This window comes from Streptomyces sp. G5(2025) (assembly GCF_049542075.1).
Classification (GTDB): Bacteria; Actinomycetota; Actinomycetes; order Streptomycetales; family Streptomycetaceae; genus Streptomyces.
Map to the genome: position 1 here is coordinate 3,456,186 of NZ_JBMUZT010000006.1, position 19,297 is coordinate 3,475,482.

15 protein-coding genes are annotated in these 19,297 nt (G+C 72.5%); 7 read left to right on the forward strand and 8 right to left on the reverse strand.

What is annotated here, in order from left to right:
- Positions 1-17 precede the first annotated feature (17 nt).
- Positions 18-1,007, forward strand: a complete 990-nt coding sequence (locus ACOBQB_RS26415; protein ID WP_423594903.1) for an aldo/keto reductase — start codon at positions 18-20, stop codon at positions 1,005-1,007.
- A 142-nt stretch (positions 1,008-1,149) separates the two neighbouring features.
- Here ACOBQB_RS26415 and thpR read toward each other — a convergent pair whose 3' ends face one another.
- The 4 genes from thpR to ACOBQB_RS26435 all read right to left on the reverse strand — a co-directional run bounded on the left by thpR (position 1,150) and on the right by ACOBQB_RS26435 (position 5,583).
- The gene (thpR, locus tag ACOBQB_RS26420) at positions 1,150-1,740 is read right to left on the reverse strand and encodes an RNA 2',3'-cyclic phosphodiesterase (protein WP_423594905.1); all 591 of its coding nucleotides are present in this window, start codon (positions 1,738-1,740) and stop codon (positions 1,150-1,152) included.
- 273 nt (positions 1,741-2,013) lie between these two features.
- Positions 2,014-3,357, reverse strand: a complete 1,344-nt coding sequence (locus ACOBQB_RS26425; protein ID WP_423594907.1) for an MFS transporter — start codon at positions 3,355-3,357, stop codon at positions 2,014-2,016.
- A 136-nt stretch (positions 3,358-3,493) separates the two neighbouring features.
- Entirely contained in the window at positions 3,494-3,931 is a 438-nt protein-coding gene (locus ACOBQB_RS26430) for a MarR family winged helix-turn-helix transcriptional regulator (RefSeq protein WP_423594909.1), read from the reverse strand.
- Between the two features lie 203 nt (positions 3,932-4,134).
- Positions 4,135-5,583, reverse strand: a complete 1,449-nt coding sequence (locus tag ACOBQB_RS26435) for an NCS2 family permease (protein WP_423594911.1) — start codon at positions 5,581-5,583, stop codon at positions 4,135-4,137.
- Between the two features lie 157 nt (positions 5,584-5,740).
- On the opposite strand from ACOBQB_RS26435, the gene ACOBQB_RS26440 reads away from it, so the two are divergent.
- Both ACOBQB_RS26440 and ACOBQB_RS26445 read left to right on the forward strand, forming a co-directional pair.
- Positions 5,741-5,998: a DUF2530 domain-containing protein gene (locus ACOBQB_RS26440; RefSeq protein ID WP_423594913.1), complete on the forward strand. Its 258-nt coding sequence runs from the start codon at positions 5,741-5,743 to the stop codon at positions 5,996-5,998.
- Between the two features lie 105 nt (positions 5,999-6,103).
- On the forward strand, positions 6,104-8,506 hold the full coding sequence (locus ACOBQB_RS26445) for an HAD-IC family P-type ATPase (RefSeq protein ID WP_423594915.1): 2,403 nt from the start codon (positions 6,104-6,106) through the stop codon (positions 8,504-8,506).
- Positions 8,507-8,524: 18 nt separating this feature from the next.
- Here the strand turns inward: ACOBQB_RS26445 and ACOBQB_RS26450 are convergent, their stop codons facing one another.
- From ACOBQB_RS26450 to ACOBQB_RS26460, 3 genes are all read right to left on the reverse strand, one after another.
- Entirely contained in the window at positions 8,525-9,367 is an 843-nt protein-coding gene (locus tag ACOBQB_RS26450) for a calcium-binding protein (RefSeq protein ID WP_423594917.1), read from the reverse strand.
- 207 nt (positions 9,368-9,574) lie between these two features.
- Entirely contained in the window at positions 9,575-12,733 is a 3,159-nt protein-coding gene (locus tag ACOBQB_RS26455) for a sacsin N-terminal ATP-binding-like domain-containing protein (protein WP_423594919.1), read from the reverse strand.
- A gap of 1,044 nt (positions 12,734-13,777) precedes the next feature.
- Positions 13,778-14,716 (reverse strand): DUF3027 domain-containing protein, encoded by a 939-nt coding sequence (locus ACOBQB_RS26460; protein ID WP_423594921.1) that lies wholly within the window; start codon positions 14,714-14,716, stop codon positions 13,778-13,780.
- 332 nt (positions 14,717-15,048) lie between these two features.
- Between ACOBQB_RS26460 and ACOBQB_RS26465 the strand changes: the two genes are divergently transcribed.
- The 4 genes from ACOBQB_RS26465 to ACOBQB_RS26480 all read left to right on the forward strand — a co-directional run bounded on the left by ACOBQB_RS26465 (position 15,049) and on the right by ACOBQB_RS26480 (position 18,624).
- On the forward strand, positions 15,049-16,461 hold the full coding sequence (locus tag ACOBQB_RS26465) for an MFS transporter (RefSeq protein WP_423594923.1): 1,413 nt from the start codon (positions 15,049-15,051) through the stop codon (positions 16,459-16,461).
- Between the two features lie 93 nt (positions 16,462-16,554).
- Complete coding sequence (locus tag ACOBQB_RS26470; protein ID WP_423594925.1) at positions 16,555-17,037, forward strand: DUF2771 domain-containing protein; 483 nt, start codon at positions 16,555-16,557, stop codon at positions 17,035-17,037.
- Positions 17,038-17,048: 11 nt separating this feature from the next.
- Entirely contained in the window at positions 17,049-17,750 is a 702-nt protein-coding gene (locus ACOBQB_RS26475) for a futalosine hydrolase (RefSeq protein ID WP_423594927.1), read from the forward strand.
- The gene (locus ACOBQB_RS26480; RefSeq protein WP_423594929.1) at positions 17,734-18,624 is read left to right on the forward strand and encodes a 1,4-dihydroxy-6-naphthoate synthase; all 891 of its coding nucleotides are present in this window, start codon (positions 17,734-17,736) and stop codon (positions 18,622-18,624) included. The genes ACOBQB_RS26475 and ACOBQB_RS26480 overlap by 17 nt, the downstream gene beginning before the upstream one ends.
- Positions 18,625-18,723: 99 nt before the next feature.
- On the opposite strand, the gene ACOBQB_RS26485 is transcribed toward ACOBQB_RS26480, so the two are convergent.
- On the reverse strand, positions 18,724-19,107 hold the full coding sequence (locus ACOBQB_RS26485; protein WP_055701393.1) for a cold-shock protein: 384 nt from the start codon (positions 19,105-19,107) through the stop codon (positions 18,724-18,726).
- Between the last annotated feature and the right edge of the window lie 190 nt (positions 19,108-19,297).

Genomic DNA, 19,297 nt, shown 5'->3' on the forward strand with positions numbered 1-19,297 from the left:
CCCTTGGCTAGGACCCCATGAGGTACACGCAGCTGGGACGCACAGGGCTCAAGGTCAGCCGGCTCACGCTCGGCACCATGAACTTCGGGCCGTTCACCAACGAACCCGACAGCCACTCGCTCATGGACACCGCGCTCGACGCGGGCGTCAACTACTTCGACACCGCCAACGTGTACGGCCAGGGCGCGGGCAAGGGCCGCACGGAAGAGATCATCGGCACCTGGTTCACGCAGGGCGGCGAGCGGCGCGACAAGGTCGTCCTCGCCACCAAGGTGTACGGGAACATGACCGCCGGCGGCGAGGCCGTCTGGCCCAATCACGACCGGCTCTCCGCCCTCAACATCCGGCGCGCCGTCGAGGGGTCGCTGCGGCGGCTCCAGACCGACTACATCGACATCTACCAGTTCCACCACATCGACCGGCACACGCCGTTCGAGGAGATCTGGCAGGCCGTCGACGTGCTGGTCCAGCAGGGCAAGATCCTCTACGCCGGGTCCTCCAACTTCCCCGGCTACAAGATCGCCCAGGCGAACGAGACCGCCGCGCGGCGCGGCACCTTCGGTCTCGTCAGCGAGCAGTGCCTGTACAACCTCGCCGTGCGCGACGCCGAGATGGAGGTGCTCCCGGCCTCCCAGGAGTACGGCGTCGGCGTCATCCCCTGGTCGCCGCTGCACGGCGGCCTGCTCGGCGGCGCGCTGAAGAAGCAGGAGGGTGCCCGCCGCAGCGGCGGACGGGCCGCCGCCGAGCTGGCCAAGCCGGAGGTCCGCGCGCAGGTCCAGGCGTACGAGGACCTGGTCGACAAGCATGGCCTGGAGCCCGGCGAGGTCGCGCTCGCCTGGCTGCTGACGCGGCCCGGGGTCACCGCGCCGATCGTCGGCCCGCGCACCGCCGAGCAGCTCGACTCCGCGCTGCGCGCCGTCGAGCTGGAGCTGCCGCGGGAGCTGCTCGACTCCCTGGACGAGATCTTCCCCGGGCCGGGCCCGTCGCCGGAGTCCTTCGCCTGGTAGCAGCCCCTGGAGGGCGGGGGACGCGGGGCGGCCCGCGGTCGGCTAACCGCCGAACGCGGCCGCCACCGCCACCACGACGAACATCATCACGAGCACACCGGCCATGATCCGGTTTCTGGTCTTCGGGTCCACACCGTCGAGGTTAACCGGCCGCGTCCGGAACCCGTGCGCCGCCTCCCAGCGGCCACCGCCCGACCGTCTCGTGGCGAGGCCGCTCCCCCGGCACACCGCTCTTCGGCAGGCTGCTGCGTACGAGGATCAGCTCGTCGACCGTCCAGGGCGCGCCCGCGAAGGCGGCGAGGGCGTCGGCGTACGGCCGCAGGTCCGTCGCCCCGTGGCCGCGGGCCAGCGTCAGGTGCGGGCGGTAGTGCCGGGGCTCCTCCATCGCGAGGCCCGCCTTGCGCGCCGCCGCGTCCGCCCGCCCGGCGAGGAGCCGCAGCGCGGCCACCTCTCCCGTGACGCCCGCCCACAGCACCCGGTCGCCGAAATGGCCGCCGCCGCGCAGGGCGAGGGTGAAGGGCGGGGTGCGGTGCGCGGCCCGCGTCAGGCGGGCGGTGAGGTCCGGCAGGGCCTCGCGCGGCACCTCGGCCATGAACGCGAGCGTGAAGTGCCAGCTGTCGCGGGCGGCCCAGCGCAGCGTGCCGGAGCCGGGCAGCCGCTTCAACTCCGCGGCGGCCGCCGCCAGTTCCTCGGTCACGGCGTCCGGCGGCCGCACGGCGGCGAAGAGTCTCATGCGGCGCATTCTCCCTGGCCCGCGCCCGCCCGGCTCGCCCAGCCTCCGATCATGAACGACACCAGCGGGGAGCCCCCGCGGATCAGGAGCGGCGGGGTCCAGGCGTACACCGCCCGGAGGGCCACGCCGAGGCACGACGGGCCGCACCCCCACGCCCCCTACACAGAACCCCGCGCACCCGGCAGGCATCACCTCCCCCGGACAGCCACGCCGAGGCCACGACGGGCCGCACCCCCGCCACCCACGGGGCCGAACCGCACCCCGCCGGAGGCGTCACGCCGCTGTGGCCAGTTCGCCTTCCCTCGGCACGAACCGCACGTGCTGTCGGCCCCGGCGCAGGTCCACCTTCAGGCGGAGGTTGGCCGCGCGGGCCAGCATCAGGCCGACGCCCGCCGCGGCGAGCGCGCAGACCAGGCCGCCGACCGCCATGCTGATCCGGACGCCATAGGCATCGGCGAGCCAGCCGAAGAGCGGGCCGCCGAGTGGTGTGCCGCCGGTGAAGACCATCATGAACAGGGACATGACGCGGCCCCGCATCTCGGGGTCCGTGGCCATCTGGACGGACGAGTTGGCGGTGACGTTCACCGTCAGGCCGAGGATGCCGATGGGCACGATCAGCGCGACGAACATCCACAACTCGGGCGCGAACGCGGCCACGATCTGGAGCACGCCGAAGGCGATCGCCGCCCCGGCCAGCAGCCGCAGCCGCGAGGTGCCGCGGCGGGCCGCGAGGAGCGCCCCGGCCAGCGAACCGACCGCCATCAGGGTGTTGAAGAGCCCGTACATCCCCACGCCGCCGTGGAAGACGTCGTCCGCGAAGGCGCTCATCCAGATCGGGAAGTTGAAACCGAAGGTGCCGATGAAGCCGACGAGGACGATCGGCCAGATCAGCTCCGGGTGCTGGGAGACGTAGTTCAGGCCCTCCCGCAGCTGGCCCTTGCCGCGCGGCTTGCGCGGCGTCGGGTGCAGCTCGGCGGGGCGCATCAGCAGCAGCCCGGTGAGCGGCGCGAGGAAGGACAGGCCGTTGGCGAGGAACGCCCAGCCCGGCCCGACGGCCGCGGTCAGGGCGCTCGCCACGGCGGGGCCGACGAGGCGGGCGGACTGGAAGTTCGCCGAGTTCAGCGAGACGGCGTTGCGGACCTGGTCCGGCCCCACCATCTCGGAGACGAAGGACTGCCGCGTCGGGTTGTCGACGACGGTGACGAGGCCGGTGAAGAACGCCGCGAGATAGACGTGCCAGACCTGGACGTGCCCGCTGAGCGTGAGCGCGGCGAGGAAGAGCCCGCTGATGCTCATCGCGCCCTGGGTGCAGAAGAGCAGGCTCCGCTTGGCGAAGCGGTCGGCGATCACGCCGCCGTAGAGGCCGAAGAGCAGCATCGGCAGGAACTGCATGGCCGTGGTGATGCCGACGGCCGCCGAGGACCCGGTGAGGCTGAGCACCAGCCAGTCCTGGGTGATGCGGGCCATCCACGTACCGGTGTTGGAGACGACCGCTCCGGTCGCGAAGAGCCGGTAGTTGCGGATCTTCAGCGAGCTGAACATCGAGGACTTGCGGGGGGCCGTTTTGTCGAGGGTGGTTGGTGCGGGGGCGGAGTCTGCTCCGGGTCCCGTACTCAAAGTGCGTTCGCCTCCTTTGTCGTACGAAGGGTGGGGGGGTGTGTCGAATGTGTCGGGGGTGTCGGGGGTGTCGGGGGTGTCGGATGGTGTCGGATGCGGATCAGCGGTCACCCGGTCGGCGGCCGCCAGCCCACGCTCACAGGTGCGCGAGCTTCTCCAGGACGGGCGCGGCGGCCCGCAGGCGCTCCCACTCGTCCTCGTCGAGGTGCTCCACCAGACCGGCCAGCCAGGCGTTCCGCTTCCGGCGGCTCTCTTCGAGCATCGCCTCGGCGGTCTCCGTCGGGGTGACCACCTTCTGGCGGCGGTCCTCGGGGTGCGGCTCCAGCCGGACCAGCCCCTTGGCCTCCAGCAGGGCGACGATGCGGGTCATCGACGGCGGCTGCACATGCTCCTTGCGGGCGAGCTCGCCCGGAGTGGCGCTGCCGCAGCGGGCAAGGGTGCCGAGCACCGACATCTCGGTGGGACTCAGCGACTCGTCGACACGCTGGTGCTTGAGTCGACGGGACAGGCGCATCACAGCGGAGCGCAGGGCGTTCACGGCGACGGCGTCGTCACCATGGGAGAGGTCCGGCATGTTCGTTAGAGTAACTCATTACCCAAGCTAAGGACCACTCGGTTTCCCTGATCCACTCCCGCCAAACCGTTTCACCACCCGTACGAGTGAGCCGACCACAAGGAGAGAGGCGCCCCCCGGTCGTGTCCGGGGGGCGCCTCTCTCCGCGTTCCGGGGGCCTGCGCCGCACCCCGGAGGGCCTGCGTCAGGTCGCCCAGGAGGGCCTACGTCAGGTTCAGCGCCGGCATCAGGTAGTAGAAGGCGAAGACCGCCGACACCGCGTACATCGCGGCCGGCACCTCACGCCCCCGCCCGGCGGCGAGCCGCAGCACGCTGAACGTGATGAAGCCCATGCCGATGCCGTTCGTGATCGAGTACGTGAACGGCATCATCAGCATCGTCACGAACGCGGGGATGGCGATCGTCGGGTCGCTCCAGTTGATCTGCCGGATCGAGCCGGACAGGATCAGGAAGCCCACGGCCAGCAGCGCGGGCGTGGCCGCCTGGGACGGGACCATCGTGGCGACCGGCGTGAGGAAGAGCGCGACGGCGAAGAGGCCACCGGTGACGACGTTCGCGAGGCCGGTCCGCGCGCCCTCGCCGACGCCCGCCGTGGACTCCACGAAGCAGGTGGTGGCGGAGGCGGAGGAGGCGCCGCCCGCGGCGACGGCGATGCCGTCGACGAAGAGCACCTTGTTGATGCCGGGCATGTTGCCGTTCTCGTCGGTCAGCCCGGCCTCGTCGCTGATGCCCATGATCGTGCCCATGGCGTCGAAGAAGGTCGAGAGCAGCACGGTGAAGACGAACAGGACACCGGTCAGGACGCCGACCTTCTCGAAGCCGCCGAACAGGCTGATCTCGCCGACGAGCCCGAAGTCCGGCGTCGAGACGGGGTTGCCCGGCCACTTCGGGGTGGTCAGGCCCCAGCTCGGCACCTCGGCGACCGCGTGGATGATCATCGCGACGACGGTCATGACGACGATGCTGATGAGGATGGCGCCCGGTACCTTGCGCACGATCAGCGCCAGGGTGAGCAGCACGCCGAGCACGAAGACCAGGACCGGCCAGCCGTTGAGGTGGCCGTCGCCGCCGAGCTGGAGCGGCACGGTGGTGTGGGCGGCGTCCGGCATGCGCGAGACGAAGCCGGAGTCGACGAGGCCGATCAGCATGATGAACAGGCCGATGCCGATCGCGATGCCCTTGCGCAGGCCGAGCGGCACGGCGCTCATCACCCGCTCCCGCAGTCCGGTCGCGACGAGCAGCATCACGACGAAGCCCGCGAGGACGACCATGCCCATGGCGTCGGGCCAGGACATGCGCGGCGCGAGCTGGAGGGCGACGACGGTGTTCACGCCGAGTCCGGCGGCGAGCGCGATCGGGACGTTGCCGATGACGCCCATCAGGAGCGTGGTGAAGGCGGCGGTGAGCACGGTCGCGGTGACCAGCTGCTTGTTGTCGAGCTGATGCCCGTACATGTCCTTCGCGCTGCCCAGGATGATCGGGTTCAGCACGATGATGTAGGCCATCGCGAAGAAGGTGGCGAAGCCGCCGCGGACTTCCCTGGCCAGGGTGGAACCGCGCTCAGTGATCTTGAAGTAGCCGTCGAGACCGCCCTGCGGGGGCTTCGGGGGCTCTTTACCGGCGTCGACCGGGGCACTGGCCGAGGGGGACATGGAAAACCTCGTGACTTGTATATTCATACGAAAACAACCGGCCATTCATAAGCCGTTTCAGTATGAATACATGAGGGGGAAATCGCTATCTCCGCGCGTAGACCCGGGCCGCACAAGGGGTGTACGACGTACTGGACCCGCCTCGTAAGCTGTCCCCATGGAGAAGTGGACCCCCAAGCACGAGGCGCCGGAGCCCCTGGAGGGCCCCGTGGTCGCCACCATCACCGGAGGCACGATCCTCTGGTTCGTCCTCTTCCTCGTCCAGCTCCCCTTCTACGGCTGGTTCGACGACCGCGACGCGACCTGGTGGGTGTGGACCTGCCTGGCCGGCGGCGGCCTCGGCCTCATCGGCATCTGGTACGTACGGGTGCGCGACGCCGCGATCAAGAGGGCGAAAGTCACACACTCCGAGTGACCTGTACGACCACGGGACCGGACAGGACCGGACGCCTCATACCGTGGTCGGATCTTTCCGGCATTCAAGGGGTGAAGCCCCATCACCGCCCTTACCGTCGAATGCATGACGCATATCGACGCGGGCGCCGAACTCGACCCGGCCCACCCGGTGCCGCCCCCGGTGGGGCGGCCCAGGGGCCTGAGCTCCGCCGAGGTCGCCGAGCGGGTGGCCCGCGGCGAGGTCAACGACGTACCGGTCCGCAGCTCCCGCTCCCTCGGCGAGATCATCCGGGGCAATGTCTTCACCCGCTTCAACGCCATCATCGGCGTGCTCTGGGTGATCATGCTCTTCGTGGCGCCGATCCAGGACAGCCTCTTCGGCTTCGTGATCGTCGCCAACACCGGCATCGGCATCATCCAGGAGTGGCGCGCCAAGAAGACCCTGGACTCCCTGGCCGTCATCGGCGAGGCCAAGCCGACCGTGCGGCGCGACGGCAGGGCCGCCGAGATCTCCACCTCCGAGATCGTCCTCGGGGACCTGGTGGAGCTGGGGCCCGGCGACAAGATCCCGGTCGACGGCGAGGCCGTCGAGACCGACAGCCTGGAGATCGACGAGTCGCTGCTGACCGGTGAGGCCGACCCCGTCGTCAAGAAGCCCGGCGACCGGATGATGTCGGGCTCGTTCGTGGTCGCGGGCGGCGGCTCCTTCACCGCCACCAAGGTCGGCCGCGAGGCGTACGCCGCGCAGCTCGCCGAGGAGGCCTCCCGGTTCACGCTCGTCCACTCCGAGCTGCGCTCCGGCATCTCCACGATCCTCAAGTACGTGACGTGGCTGATGGTCCCGACCTCCATCGGCCTGGTCATCTCCCAGCTCGTCGTCAAGGACGACAACTTCAAGGAGTCCATCGCCTACACCGTGGGCGGGATCGTCCCCATGATCCCGGAGGGGCTGGTGCTCCTCACCTCCGTCGCCTTCGCCATCGGCGTCATCCGCCTCGGCCGCCAGCACTGCCTCGTGCAGGAGCTCCCGGCGATCGAGGGCCTGGCGCGCGTCGACACGGTCTGCCTGGACAAGACCGGCACGCTCACCGAGGGCGGCATGGACGTCACCGAGCTGCGCACTCTCAACGGCGGCGACGAGGCGTACGTACGCAAGGTCCTCGGCGCCCTCGGCGAGTCCGACCCGCGGCCGAACGCCTCGCTCCAGGCGATCATCGACACCTACCCGGACAGCGAGGAGTGGCGCTGCACCCAGTCGCTGCCCTTCTCCTCCGCCCGCAAGTACAGCGGCGCCTCCTTCAGCGAGGGCGACGGCACCACGTCCGCCTGGCTGCTCGGCGCCCCCGACGTGCTGCTGCCCGACGGCGACCCGTCCCTCGCCGAGATCGAGGAGCTCAACCAGCAGGGCCTACGGGTCCTGCTCCTGGCCCGGGTGAGCGGCGACCTGGACGCCCCCGACGTGGCCGACGGGGCGCGGGCGACCGCCCTGGTCGTCCTGGAGCAACGGCTGCGCCCCGACGCCGCCGACACCCTGCGCTACTTCGAGGAGCAGGACGTCGCCGCCAAGGTCATCTCCGGCGACAACGCGGTCTCGGTGGGCGCGGTCGCGGGCAAGCTCGGGCTGCCCGGCGCCGCGAACACCGTCGACGCGCGGCGGCTGCCCGCCGAGCGGGAGGAGATGGGGCAGGCGCTCGACGACAACGCCGTCTTCGGCCGCGTCACCCCGCAGCAGAAGCGCGACATGGTGGGCGCCCTCCAGTCACGCGGCCACACGGTCGCGATGACCGGCGACGGCGTGAACGACGTACTGGCCCTGAAGGACGCCGACATCGGGGTCTCCATGGGCTCGGGCTCGGAGGCCACACGGGCGGTCGCCCAGATCGTGCTGCTCAACAACAGCTTCGCGACGCTGCCCTCGGTGGTCGCTGAGGGCCGCCGCGTCATCGGCAACATCACGCGCGTCGCCACGCTGTTCCTGGTGAAGACCGTCTACTCGGTGATCCTCGCGCTGCTCGTGGTCTGCTCGCAGGTCGAGTACCTGTTCCTGCCGCGGCACCTGACGCTGCTGTCCACCCTGACCATCGGCGTCCCGGCCTTCTTCCTGGCCCTCGCCCCCAACAAGGAGCGCGCGCAGCCCCACTTCGTGCGCAGGGTGATGCGGTACGCGATCCCGGGCGGCGTCATCGCGGGCGTCGCGACCTTCGCGACGTATCTGCTGGCCCGGCACCACTACGAGGGCGCGGGCGCGCGGGAAGCCGAGACCAGCGCGGCGACCCTGGCGCTGTTCCTGATCGCCATGTGGGTGCTCGCCATCATCGCCCGCCCCTACACGTGGTGGCGGATCGGCCTCATCGGCGCGATGGGTCTCGGCTTCCTGCTCGTGCTGACCGTGCCCTGGCTCCAGGACTTCTTCCAGCTGAAGCTGGTGGGCACGACGATGCCGTGGGCGGCGGTCGCGATCGCGGCGGTGGCCTCGCTGGCCATCGAGGTCATCTACCGCTGGGTGGACCGCCGCGTGCCGGCGTGAGCGGCGGCTCGGCCGTGACTAGCGGACGTCGATGAAGTCGCTGGTCGCCGTCACGGACGGGGTGGTGGACGTACCGGCGAAGGAGTAGCGGAAGTAGCCGTCGGCGGAGGCCTTGACGGTGGTCTTCAGCGCGCCCTTGGAGCCGGACTTCACCGTCTTGACGGTGGTGTAGCCGCTGGCGCCCTTCTTCTTGAACTGGAGCTTGACGGACTGGCCGGTGTAGCCCGCGTACTTCGAGGTCTCCCAGTTGGCGCGGGTCAGGGCGCCGGTGACCGTGATGGTGCTGCCCTTCTTGACCGGCTCCGGGGAGGCGTTGGTGGTGAGCTTGGCGGCCCGCTTCACCGAGACGCCGGTCGGGTAGGAGTCGGTGGAGGTGTGGTCGCCGTCCTTGCCCTGGGCGATCGCCCAGACCTTCCACTTGCCGGCGAGGACGTTGCTGTAGATGTTGTACTGCGGGTCGGCGACGACCGTGGTGGTGCAGGTGGACGTGGTGGCGTCGACGACCTTGCAGTCGCCCTCCATGACGTCCGGGACCATCGAACCGTCGATGCCGTCCTCGGCCTCGAAGTCCGTGCCGTGCCACAGGAACGCGGCGGCGTCCTCGATGCCGGTCGGGTCCGTGGCGGTGACGGCGATCTTGACCGTCTTCTTGGCGGTGGTGCCGACCACGATGTCCTTGCCCGCGTTGACGGTGACCTTCGTGATCCTGGTGTCGCCCACCGTCTCGTCGGCCGGGGCCTTGGCGGAGAAGGAGGACAGGTTCGGGACCTTCGGGGCGTCGTCGGCCTGGGCGGCCGGGACGGCGAGTGCGGACAGGGCCAGGGTGCCGGTCAGTGCGGCCACGGTGGCACGAATGCGCATGTGTTTCCCCAGGTGGAGAAGGGGACCTCGCGGTGCATTGCCGTCACGCGAGGCCCAAGTGATCTAGGAGTCTGTTGACTCGCGAGATCAGACCCGCGACTGGGGTGAACGGTTGTACGACGGGTGAAGAATTCCTGACCGAGCCCCGGAATGTCACGTTCCGCCCTGTTCGCCGGGCGGAACACGACACTCCGGGGTCTCTGGACGTCAGTCGAACCAGCGGTCCCGCGCCAACTCGGCCGTCCGTGAGGGATCTTCGAGCAGCGCCGCCACCTCGAACCGCCGGGGCCACTGCCCCGCCGCCCAGGCGAGCCCGGCCGCCACGCCCTCCAGCGTGGCCGCGTGCACGGTGCCGTTCGGGGTGCGCCGCCAGTCCAGCTCCGCGCCGCCCGCGATCAGCTCGTCGTGCTCGACGTACGTCCGCGGGGTCGCCGCCCCCAGCAGCGTCCGCACCGGTTCCGGCACCGCCCGCTCGACGCCCTGCCCCGCGGGTTCCACGGCCGCCGTCTCGCTGAGCCTGCGCACCTGGAACAGCTCCGCGAGATCCCCGGCCTTGCGCGGGTCGACCGGCAGCAGCGCCACGCCGCCGGCCAGCGGCAGCAGGTCGGGGGCGTCGGCGACCACCGCGTCCGCCGCGTCGACCACCACGACTTCGCCGTCCACCACCGCGCGCACCTCGTCGGGCAGCGTCACCTGCTCCGGGTCGAGGTCGGCCAGCGCGCCGTACAGGGCGTGCAGCTGCGCGGCGGAGACCGGCCGCTCCGGGTCCGCGAGCCGGTCCAGCAGTTCGGCGGCGCCGCCCGGCTCCGCGAGCAGCGCGCTCACGGACGTGCGTACGCCAAGAGCCCGCAGCACCTGCTCGTCACCGAACCCGGAGGCGTCCGCCGCGTCGTACAGCCCCACCAGGAGCGGATCGCCGCCCTCCGCGCGCAGCCCGGCGGGACGGCGCCCGTCGAGGACGGGGTGGCCGCGCAGCCACCAGGCGGTGTAGGAGCGGACGGTCTGTGTCGTGCCGTCCGGCAGCAGCACCCGCAGCGGCTGCGTCAGCGCGTCCCGCAGCGGCGGACGCGAGAGCATCGCGAGCGCCCGCGGCCAGTGGTCGTCGTCGACCAGGTCCAGGTCCCGCACGGCGACGATCTCGGTCGCCACCGGCGGCACCGGCGTGTCCGGCAGCCGGTCGAGGAGGTCCTCGCACCACACGTCCACGGCGTCAAGGAGCCCGGCGTCGTCCGGTTCGGCGAAGTCGCCCTCGCGCGGCTCCAGCTCGTCCGGGTCGAGGACGACGTCGGTGGCCCGCACCAGCGCGAAGGTGGCGAGCACCCCGCAGGCGGCCAGCGGCTGCTCGCCCCACCGGTCGGCCAACTCCTGGTCGACGAGCGCCAGTTCGTCGTCCCGCATGACCTCGGCGAAGTCGCTGCCGGGCAGCACGAGTTCACCGGCCGGCGCCAGTTCGCCGTCCTCGTCGGGCAGGGCGAGCGCGCCGAGCCACGGCTCGTCGCCCGGCGAGAGGTTCGCGTCCCGCGCCAGCGCAAGCACGACGTCCGCCAGCTCGTCGGCGTCCAGGGCGTCCTCGTCCCAGGTGTCGTCGTCGAGGGAGGCGGCGACCGCCGCGCGGACCTGCGGCGTGGTCAGGACGGCGCGGGGCGTGGCGGGGAGCGCGCCCAGCTTCTCCAGCAGCGGGTGGGCGGCGTCGGGGTGCGCGACCTTCAGGCCGAGCCGGGCGAGCGAGGCGGGGTCGCGCTCGTCGCCGGAGGCGGGCAGCAGCACCTGGCGGGGCCCGATCGTCGTACGCCCTCCCCCAGAGCCGAAAGCCTGGGAGGTGCCCCCAGCGAGCGGCACCGGGAGGCCCGAGAGCCGGTCGGGGTCGATGCCGGCGAGGGTGTCGTACAGCCGCCGCCACCAGTCCGGTGCGCGCTCCAGACCGGCGAGGCGGTCGATCGCCTCGGTCAGCGGGACGCGGGCGACACCGAGGGTGCGCAGCTCGGCCCGGCGCTCCAGACCCGCGGGCAGCAGGCTCGGCAGCACCTCGGCGAGCACGCGCACGGTGTCCGCGCCGGCGCCCTCGACGACCTCCGCGTCACGGGGCCGCAGGGCTTCGGGCAGCCCGTCCTCGTCGTCCTCGTCGCGGGGCAGCGCGGGCGGCAGGAAAGCGGCGCGCGGCAGCCGCTCCAGGACGGCGTGGCGCAGGGCCCCGTCGAGTTCGCCGCGGCCCAGCGGACCGGGCACGAGCCCGATGATCTCCTCGGTCACCGGCCGCCAGGCGGCGAGCAGTTCGACGTACGCGTCCGCCGCCCGCTCCACGAGGAAGTCGGTCAGCGGCCCCGGCGCCGTGTGGCGCCGGGCGGTGTCCAGCGGGAAGGAGGCGATGAGCAGCGCGGGGACACCCAGCGGCTCGTCGCTCGGCGTCGGGGCGTGCACGACGGGGGCGGTGCGGGGCCGCCGCGGGGCGCCGTCGGCGTCGGCGGGCACGGCCCAGGTGACCGACCAGTGCGGGCGCAGCCGCTCCTCGACGGGCCGGTCCTTCAGCAGCGCGGCGTCGAGCGGGCCCTCGCGGCCGATGGTGCGCCAGCGGGTCGTGCCGTCACGGCTGTCCTCGACGACGGTGTACGGGTCCTCGGTGCGGCGGCGCAGGGTGCGCACGCCACCGTCCGGGGTCTCGACACAGACCTCGTCCAGGCCAGGCAGGGCGAGCAGCAGGGCGTCGTCGATCCCGTCGAGCAGCCGGGCGACGAGGTCCTCGGCGGCGGCGTCGCGCAGCGGCAGGATGACGACGGTGTCATACCCCTCGGGGGCGCTGCCCTCCGCGGCCAGCGGGAGCCGCAGCAGCGGGACATGGCCGTCCCTGCGGCGGATCTCGTCGCCGAGGCCGGGGCTGAACCGGGCGGTCTCGGCGGCCAGTTCCCGCGCCTCGGTCAGGGACCAGCGGACGCCGCCGGTGCGCCCGACGACGGCGGGCTCGTCGCTGACGGCGAGCACGGCGGCGAAGCCGACGCCGAACCGGCCGACGCTGTGGCCCCGCTGGTCCCGGCTGTCCTCCCGCTTGGCGGAGGCGCGCAGGGTGGACAGGGACTCCACCCCGGCGGCGTCGAGCGGCGCGCCGCGGTTCGCGGCGGCGAGGACGCCGTCGCGCAGGGTCAGGGCGAGACGTCCGGGGACGCCCGCGCGGGCGGCGGCGTCGGAGGCGTTCTGGGCGAGTTCGACGACCAGGCGGTCGCGGTAGCCGCCGAGGGCGAGGTCCTCCTCGGCGTTGGCGTCCTCACGGAAGCGGGCGGGGGCCGCCGCCCACGCGTCGAGGACTCCGCGGCGGAGGCGGGCGGTGCCGAAGGGGTCCGTACCTTCGGCCGCCGGCCGCACGGTCTTGCTCACGGTCGTCTCTCCTTGCGGGTCGCGCTGCGCTGGACGGGTGGAACCGGGCGTGCCACGGCTCACCTTCCACTGTCGGCCGGGCATGCCGTGGGGGCGAACGGTACCGCGTCCCGGCGGGGGCCATGGGTGGCGTGGGCTGCGGTTCTGTCCAGCTCCCGACCACCCCGGACGAGAGCCACGCCCGCCCACCACCAGTAGCCGCCCCCGCCGACGCCAACGAGCGACCCCACGGGGGCGAGCCGAGCTGCGGCCGGGGGGCGCCGCCCGGGGGGGCTGGCTGGGCGCCCGCGGAGGCTGGACTGCGCCCGCAGAGAGGCAAAGCTGTGCCCGGCAGGGCCCAGCGGCGCCCGCAGAGACCGACTGGCCCGCAGGGGCGAGACTGTGCCCGGCAGGGCATGGCGGCGCCCACAGAGACCAGCCGGCCCGCAGGGGCGAGACTGTGCCCGGCAGGGCATGGCGGCGCCCACAGAGACCAGCTGGCCCGCAGGGGCTAGCGGCGCCCGCAAGGGCTAGCGGCGCCCGCAAGGGCTAGCGGCGCCCGCAGAAACTGACCGGCCCGCAGAGACCGACAGCGCCCACAGGGGCTAGCTGTGCCCGCAGCGGTGAGCTGCACCCGCAGAGACCAGCGACTCCCACGGGGACTAGCAGCGCCCACAGAGGCTAGCTGTGCCCGCAGGGGTCAGCTGCACCCGCAGAGACCAGCGACTCCCACGGGGACTAGCAGCGCCCACAGAGGCTAGCTGTGCCCGCAGGGGTCAGCTGCACCCGCAGAGACCATGCGACGCCCGCAGGGACTGGCGACGCCCGTGGGGACCAGGAGCGCCCACAGGACTGGCCGCGCCCGCAGAGACCAGCAGCGCGCCCGCAGGAACAAGCCGGCCCGCGGAGGGAAGCTGTGCGCCCGCCAAGACCGGCCGCCCGCACCAGCCTGCCCCGCCGCAAAGGATGGCTGCCCGCGCCGGTCTACCGTGCCCGCAAAGGATGGCTGCCCGCGCCGGTCTACCGTGCCCGCAAGGGATGGCTGCCCGCGCCGGTCTGCCGGGGCTAGCTGTGGCCCAGGTCCTCGCTCGGGCCCTCCATGGACACCGAGCCGGAGTCCGCCGAGGGCCGCAGTGGCAGGACGTCCACCCGCGTCTCGTCCAGGACCGGCGGCGCCGGCCGCGGTGGCTTCGGCATGACGGCGGCCTCGGAGTGGCCGCCGCAGCCGTACGAGAGGGAGACGACGTGGCCGTCCGCGGGGCCGAACTCATTGGCGCAGATGCCGAAGGCCTGACCCAGCGAGCCGCCGATGGCCACCAGGAACCCGCAGCTGACGCAGGCCGCGGGTGCCGCTTGGGCCATCGGGGTCTTCGCGCCGTGCGTCTCCTCCCAGCGGTCGGCGGCGACATGCAGCCCGTACCGCGAGAGGACCCGCGCGCGGCGCATGCCCAGCTCGTCGGCGATCGCCGCGATGGAGCCCCGCGCGGGCGCCACCGGCAGCTCGGCGGGCGAACCGGCCGTGACCTCGGCGTCCTCGGCCTCGGCGAGCGCCGCCATCTCCTGCGAGATGATCGAGTTCGGCGGCGGCTCCTCCTCGCCCGTGAACCCGGGCTCCAGACGGAGATCCTCGGCGTCGGTCGGCAGCAGGTCGCCCGGACCCATGTCACCGGGGCGCAGCCGCTCGCTCCACGGCACCCACTCGGGGGCGAGCAGGGCGTCGGGGCCCGGCAGCAGGACCGTCTCGTCGAGCGTGACGACCTTCGCCCGCGAGGCACGGGCCACCGTCACCGCCCAGCGCCAGCCGCGGTAGCCGAACTCCTTGCACTCGAAGAGGTGCGTGACGACGCGGTCGCCCTCGACGACGACCTCGACATGCTCACCGACCACACCGGGCGCGGCGGCCTCCTCGGCCGCGGCGCGCGCGAGGCCGACCGCCTCGGCGCACAGGCGGTCCGGGGTACGGGGGGTGCGCGGGGTACGGCTTCGCGTTGTCGCTGCGCTCACAGGTATCGCTTCTCTCCTACGCCGTCTCACGAGTGCGCCACCTTTACGCGGGGGGCGGACGGAGCGGACCTGGGGGCCGCGTCAACGTCCGCGCCCGACGTCCTCGGGCGCACCTACGTCACCCATTCTGCGGGATGACCGAGAGGCGCGCGGCCAAGAACAACCGCCGCAGGCGCGCTACGCACGCTACCTTCTCCCGGCCCCTGGGCCTACACCGACGTACGCGCCGCCCTGCCGGGCACTCCCCGGCGAGACCGCCCGCGCGGACACGGCGGCACGGCTCACAGCCGCCATCCGTACTAGTGGGGCCCTTGAGGGGGCACTATGACGGGGTGGCCCCCACCAGGTCGACGTCCGTAGGAACCGTCTCGCCGGGACCGGCGAGACGGGCCGCGCGTGCGCTGGGCCGCGCCCTTCACCTCCCGTTCACCGGCACGGCCCGCGGTATCCGAAAAGCGACCCATGCCGACGGCGCGGGCGAGTCGGGCCTCGGCAAGCTGATCGAGCTGCACGCGGTGAACGGCGCGGGCGACGTCATGATCACCGTCGCGCTCGCCTCCACCGTCTTCTTCTCCGTGCCGACGGACGAGGCGCGCGGCCGCGTGGCGCTCTACCTCGCCATCACCATGGCGCCGTTCACGCTCCTCGCCCCCGTCATCGGCCCGCTCCTGGACCGCCTCCCGCACGGCCGGCGCGCCGCGATGGCGGGCGCGATGCTGGCCCGCGCCCTGCTCGCGCTGGTGCTCTCGGGCGCCGTCGCCACCGGCAGCGTGGAGCTGTATCCGGCGGCGCTCGGCGTCCTGGTGGCCTCCAAGGCGTACGGCGTGGTGAGAAGCGCGGTCGTGCCACGCCTGCTGCCACCCCGGTTCTCGCTGGTGAAGGCGAATTCGAGGGTGACGCTCGGCGGCCTCCTCGCCACGGCCGTGGCGGCGCCGATCGGGGCCGGGCTCCAGACGGTCGGCCCGCGCTGGCCGCTGTTCGGCGCGTTCGTGATCTTCGTATCGGGGATGTTCCTGTCGTTCTCGCTGCCCCGCAAGGTCGACTCGGCGAAGGGCGAGAGCAAGGCGCTGCTGGCCGCCGACGAGGAGCACCTGCATCTGCACGCCCGCGCCGAGGCCGCCGCCGACACCGCCCGCAAGGGGCTCCTCGGGCTGCGTACGGTCGGCCCGGCCGTCACCCACGCCCTGGCCGTGAACGCCGCGCTGCGCTGCCTGTCGGGCTTCCTCATCTTCTTCCTGGCGTTCCTGCTGCGCGAGCATCCGCTCGGCGGGCAGAGCGCCGCCGTCTCGCTGGGGATAGTGGGCGTGGCGGCGGGCGCGGGCAACGCGCTCGGCACGGCCGTCGGCGCCTGGCTGAAGTCCCGGGCCCCGGAACTGATCATCGTCACCGTCGTGGCGGTGGTGCTGGGCGTGGCGATCACCTCCGCGGTGTTCTTCAGCCCGGTGGCGGTCGCCTGCCTCGGCGCGTGCGCGGGCTTCGCGCAGGCCCTCTCCAAACTGTCGCTGGACGCGCTGATCCAGCGGGACGTCCCGGAGCAGGTCCGTACCTCCGCCTTCGCCCGCTCCGAGACGCTGCTCCAGGTCGCCTGGGTGATCGGCGGCGGCGTCGGCATCGCCCTGCCGCTGAACGGCACGCTGGGCCTGTCGGTGGCCGCGGGGATCGTCGCGCTCGGCTGGCTCTCGACCGTACGGGGGCTGCTCGCGACGGCCCGGCGCGGCGCTCCCCGTGCCGCCCGGGTGGTGTGAGCGCGGCAGCCGGCGGGCGGGGCGGGGACGGGTGCGCCGCGCCCACGACCCCCGCGTAACAGCACCCCCCGACGCGCCCGATAGCCTTCAGCCATGACCTCCCAGCGTTCCTCGGCGCGTCGGCGCCGCTCCGTCGCCGCCCTTGGCGCCGTCTCCGCCGGACTCCTCGTCCTCTCGGCCTGTGACAAGCCGACGCCGCTGGCCACCGTGACGGTCGGCAGCGACTCGGTGAACACGGAAGCCTCCTGCTACAACGACGGCAAGGAGCTGAAGAAGTCCCAGCTGAAGTCCTGCGCCCAGGACAAGGACGTGAAGACCGTCAAGGTCGACCCCGACGAGAGGGTCCGCTTCGGCGTCGACCCGGAGGTCGCCGACAAGGGCTGGACGCTGCTGGCGAACGGCCGGCCGCTGGGCGAGCCCAGCAAGAAGACGTACCTGGTCGTCCCCGGCAACATCTTCTTCAGCCAGCAGCTGGGCGGCGGCGACAAGGCGACCATCAGCATCCTCGAAGGCGGCAACGGCGGCACGCAGAAGGCCACGGGCCTGTGGACGTTCAAGTTCGAGAAGGACTCCTGACCCCCGGTCCGGTGCCTCACCCGCGCGTCCTCGTGGCCACCGCCGTCCCCGCCGAACGGGACGCGGTGGCCCGCGCGCTGTCCGCCCCCGCGGGCGTCGACACGCTGGCCGTGGGCGTGGGCCCCGCGGCCGCCGCGGCGGGCACGGCGACCGCGCTCGCCCGTGCCGCCGCCGAGGGGCGGCCCTACCGCCTGGTCGTCTCGGCGGGCATCGGTGGCGGCTTCCCGCCCGAGGCCCCCGTGGGCTCCCTCGTGGTCGCCGACGCGATCACCGTCGCCGACCTGGGCGCGCACACCCCGGACGGCTTCGCGCCCGTCACCGAACTCGGCTTCGGCACCGTCACCCATCTCCCGCCGCGTTCCCTCGTACGAGAGACCGCCGACGCCTGCGGTGCCGCGACCGGCACCGTCCTGACCGTCTCCACCGTCACCGGCAACGCCGAGCGCGCCGCCGAGCTGCGGCTGCGCCACCCGCGTGCCCTCGCCGAGGCGATGGAGGGTTTCGGTGTCGCCGAGGCGGCCGTCCTGCACGGCCTGCCCGTCCTGGAGGTCCGCGCGGTCTCCAACTCCGTGGGCCCGCGGGACCGCGCGGCCTGGCGGATCGGCGACGCGCTGGCCGCGCTGAGCGACGCGTTCGGGAAGATCGCGCCGGTACTGGAGAGGTGGAACACGCATGACCACACGCATGACGACAGGCATGACACCCACGACTGAGTCGCCGCTGCGCATCGCGTACTCGCCCTGCCCCAACGACACGTTCGTCTTCGACGCGTGGGCGCACGGCCGGGTGCCGGGCGCCCCCGCGCTGGACGTGACGTTCGCGGACATCGACATCACGAACGGCATCGCCGAGCGCGCCGCGACCTCGGCGCCGGCCGCCTCCGACGCGGACCTGGACGTCCTGAAGGTCTCGTACGCCGTCCTGCCCTACGTTCTCGACACGTACGCGCTGCTGCCCTGCGGCGGCGCGCTCGGCCGGGGCTGCGGGCCTCTCGTCCTGACCCGTGAGCCCGGGGTGGACCTGACGGGCAAGACGGTCGCCGTGCCGAGCGAGAAGTCGACGGCGTATCTGCTCTTCCGGCTGTGGGCGGCGGACACCCTCGACGGCGCCGGGGTCGGCGAGATCGTCGTCCTGCCGTTCGACCAGATCATGCCCGCGGTGCGGGACGGCAAGGTCGACGCGGGCCTGGTCATCCACGAGGCCCGCTTCACCTACCGGAACTACGGCCTGCACCGCCTCGCCGACATGGGTGAGCACTGGGAGGCGACGACGGGTCTGCCGATCCCGCTGGGCGCGATCATCGCCAGGCGGAGCCTCGGCGCGGCGACGCTGGAGCGGCTCGCCGAGGCGGCTCGCGCGTCGGTCCGCATGGCGTGGGACGACCCGGAGGCGTCCCGCCCCTACGTCCTGGAGCACGCCCAGGAGATGGACCCGACGGTCGCGGACCAGCACATCGGGCTGTACGTCAACGAGTTCACCGCGGACCTGGGCGAGGACGGCTACGCGGCCGTGCGCGGTCTGCTCACGCGGGCGGCGGCCGAGGGACTCGTACCGCCCCTGCGGCCGGACGCGCTGGCGTTTCCCTGAACGGGGACGCACTGGCGTTTCCCTGAACGCCGAACGCCGGGCGGGCCGAGAGCCCGCCCGGCGCGGAGTGGTGCGGCTACCCGGCACACAGGTGTGCGGCTATACGTCCAACTGGTCGGCGACCGCCCGCAGCAGACCCGCGATCTTCGCGCCCGAGGCCTTGTCGGGGTAGCGGCCCTTCTCCAGCATCGGGGTGATGTTCTCCAGGAGCGTCGTCAAGTCCTGGACGATCGACGCCAGTTCGTCCGGCTTGCGGCGCTGCGCGGCCGCGACCGACGGGGTCGGGTCGAGAATCGTGACGGAGAGTGCCTGGTCGCCTCGCTGCCCCGCGACCACACCGAATTCCACGCGCTGGCCGGGCTTGAGTGTGTCGACGCCGGCGGGCAGTACGGAGGAGTGCACGAAGACGTCGCCGCCGTCGTCGCGGGAGAGAAAGCCGAAGCCCTTCTCACTGTTGAACCACTTGACCTTGCCGGTAGGCACGTGAAGTCCTCGTCCTCGTACTCGTCGTACTCGTCTATGCCGGTCCGCCCCACCGGAGATGACAGGGCGAAAACGGCTCTGGATAGCACTACAGCGGGTCGCCCGACCCGCCGGGACCAAGACTATTGGTCCGGGAGCCGGTGACAAGACGTCCCCGATCTCTTCCTTCGGGTTCCTCCTTCGCGCTGGG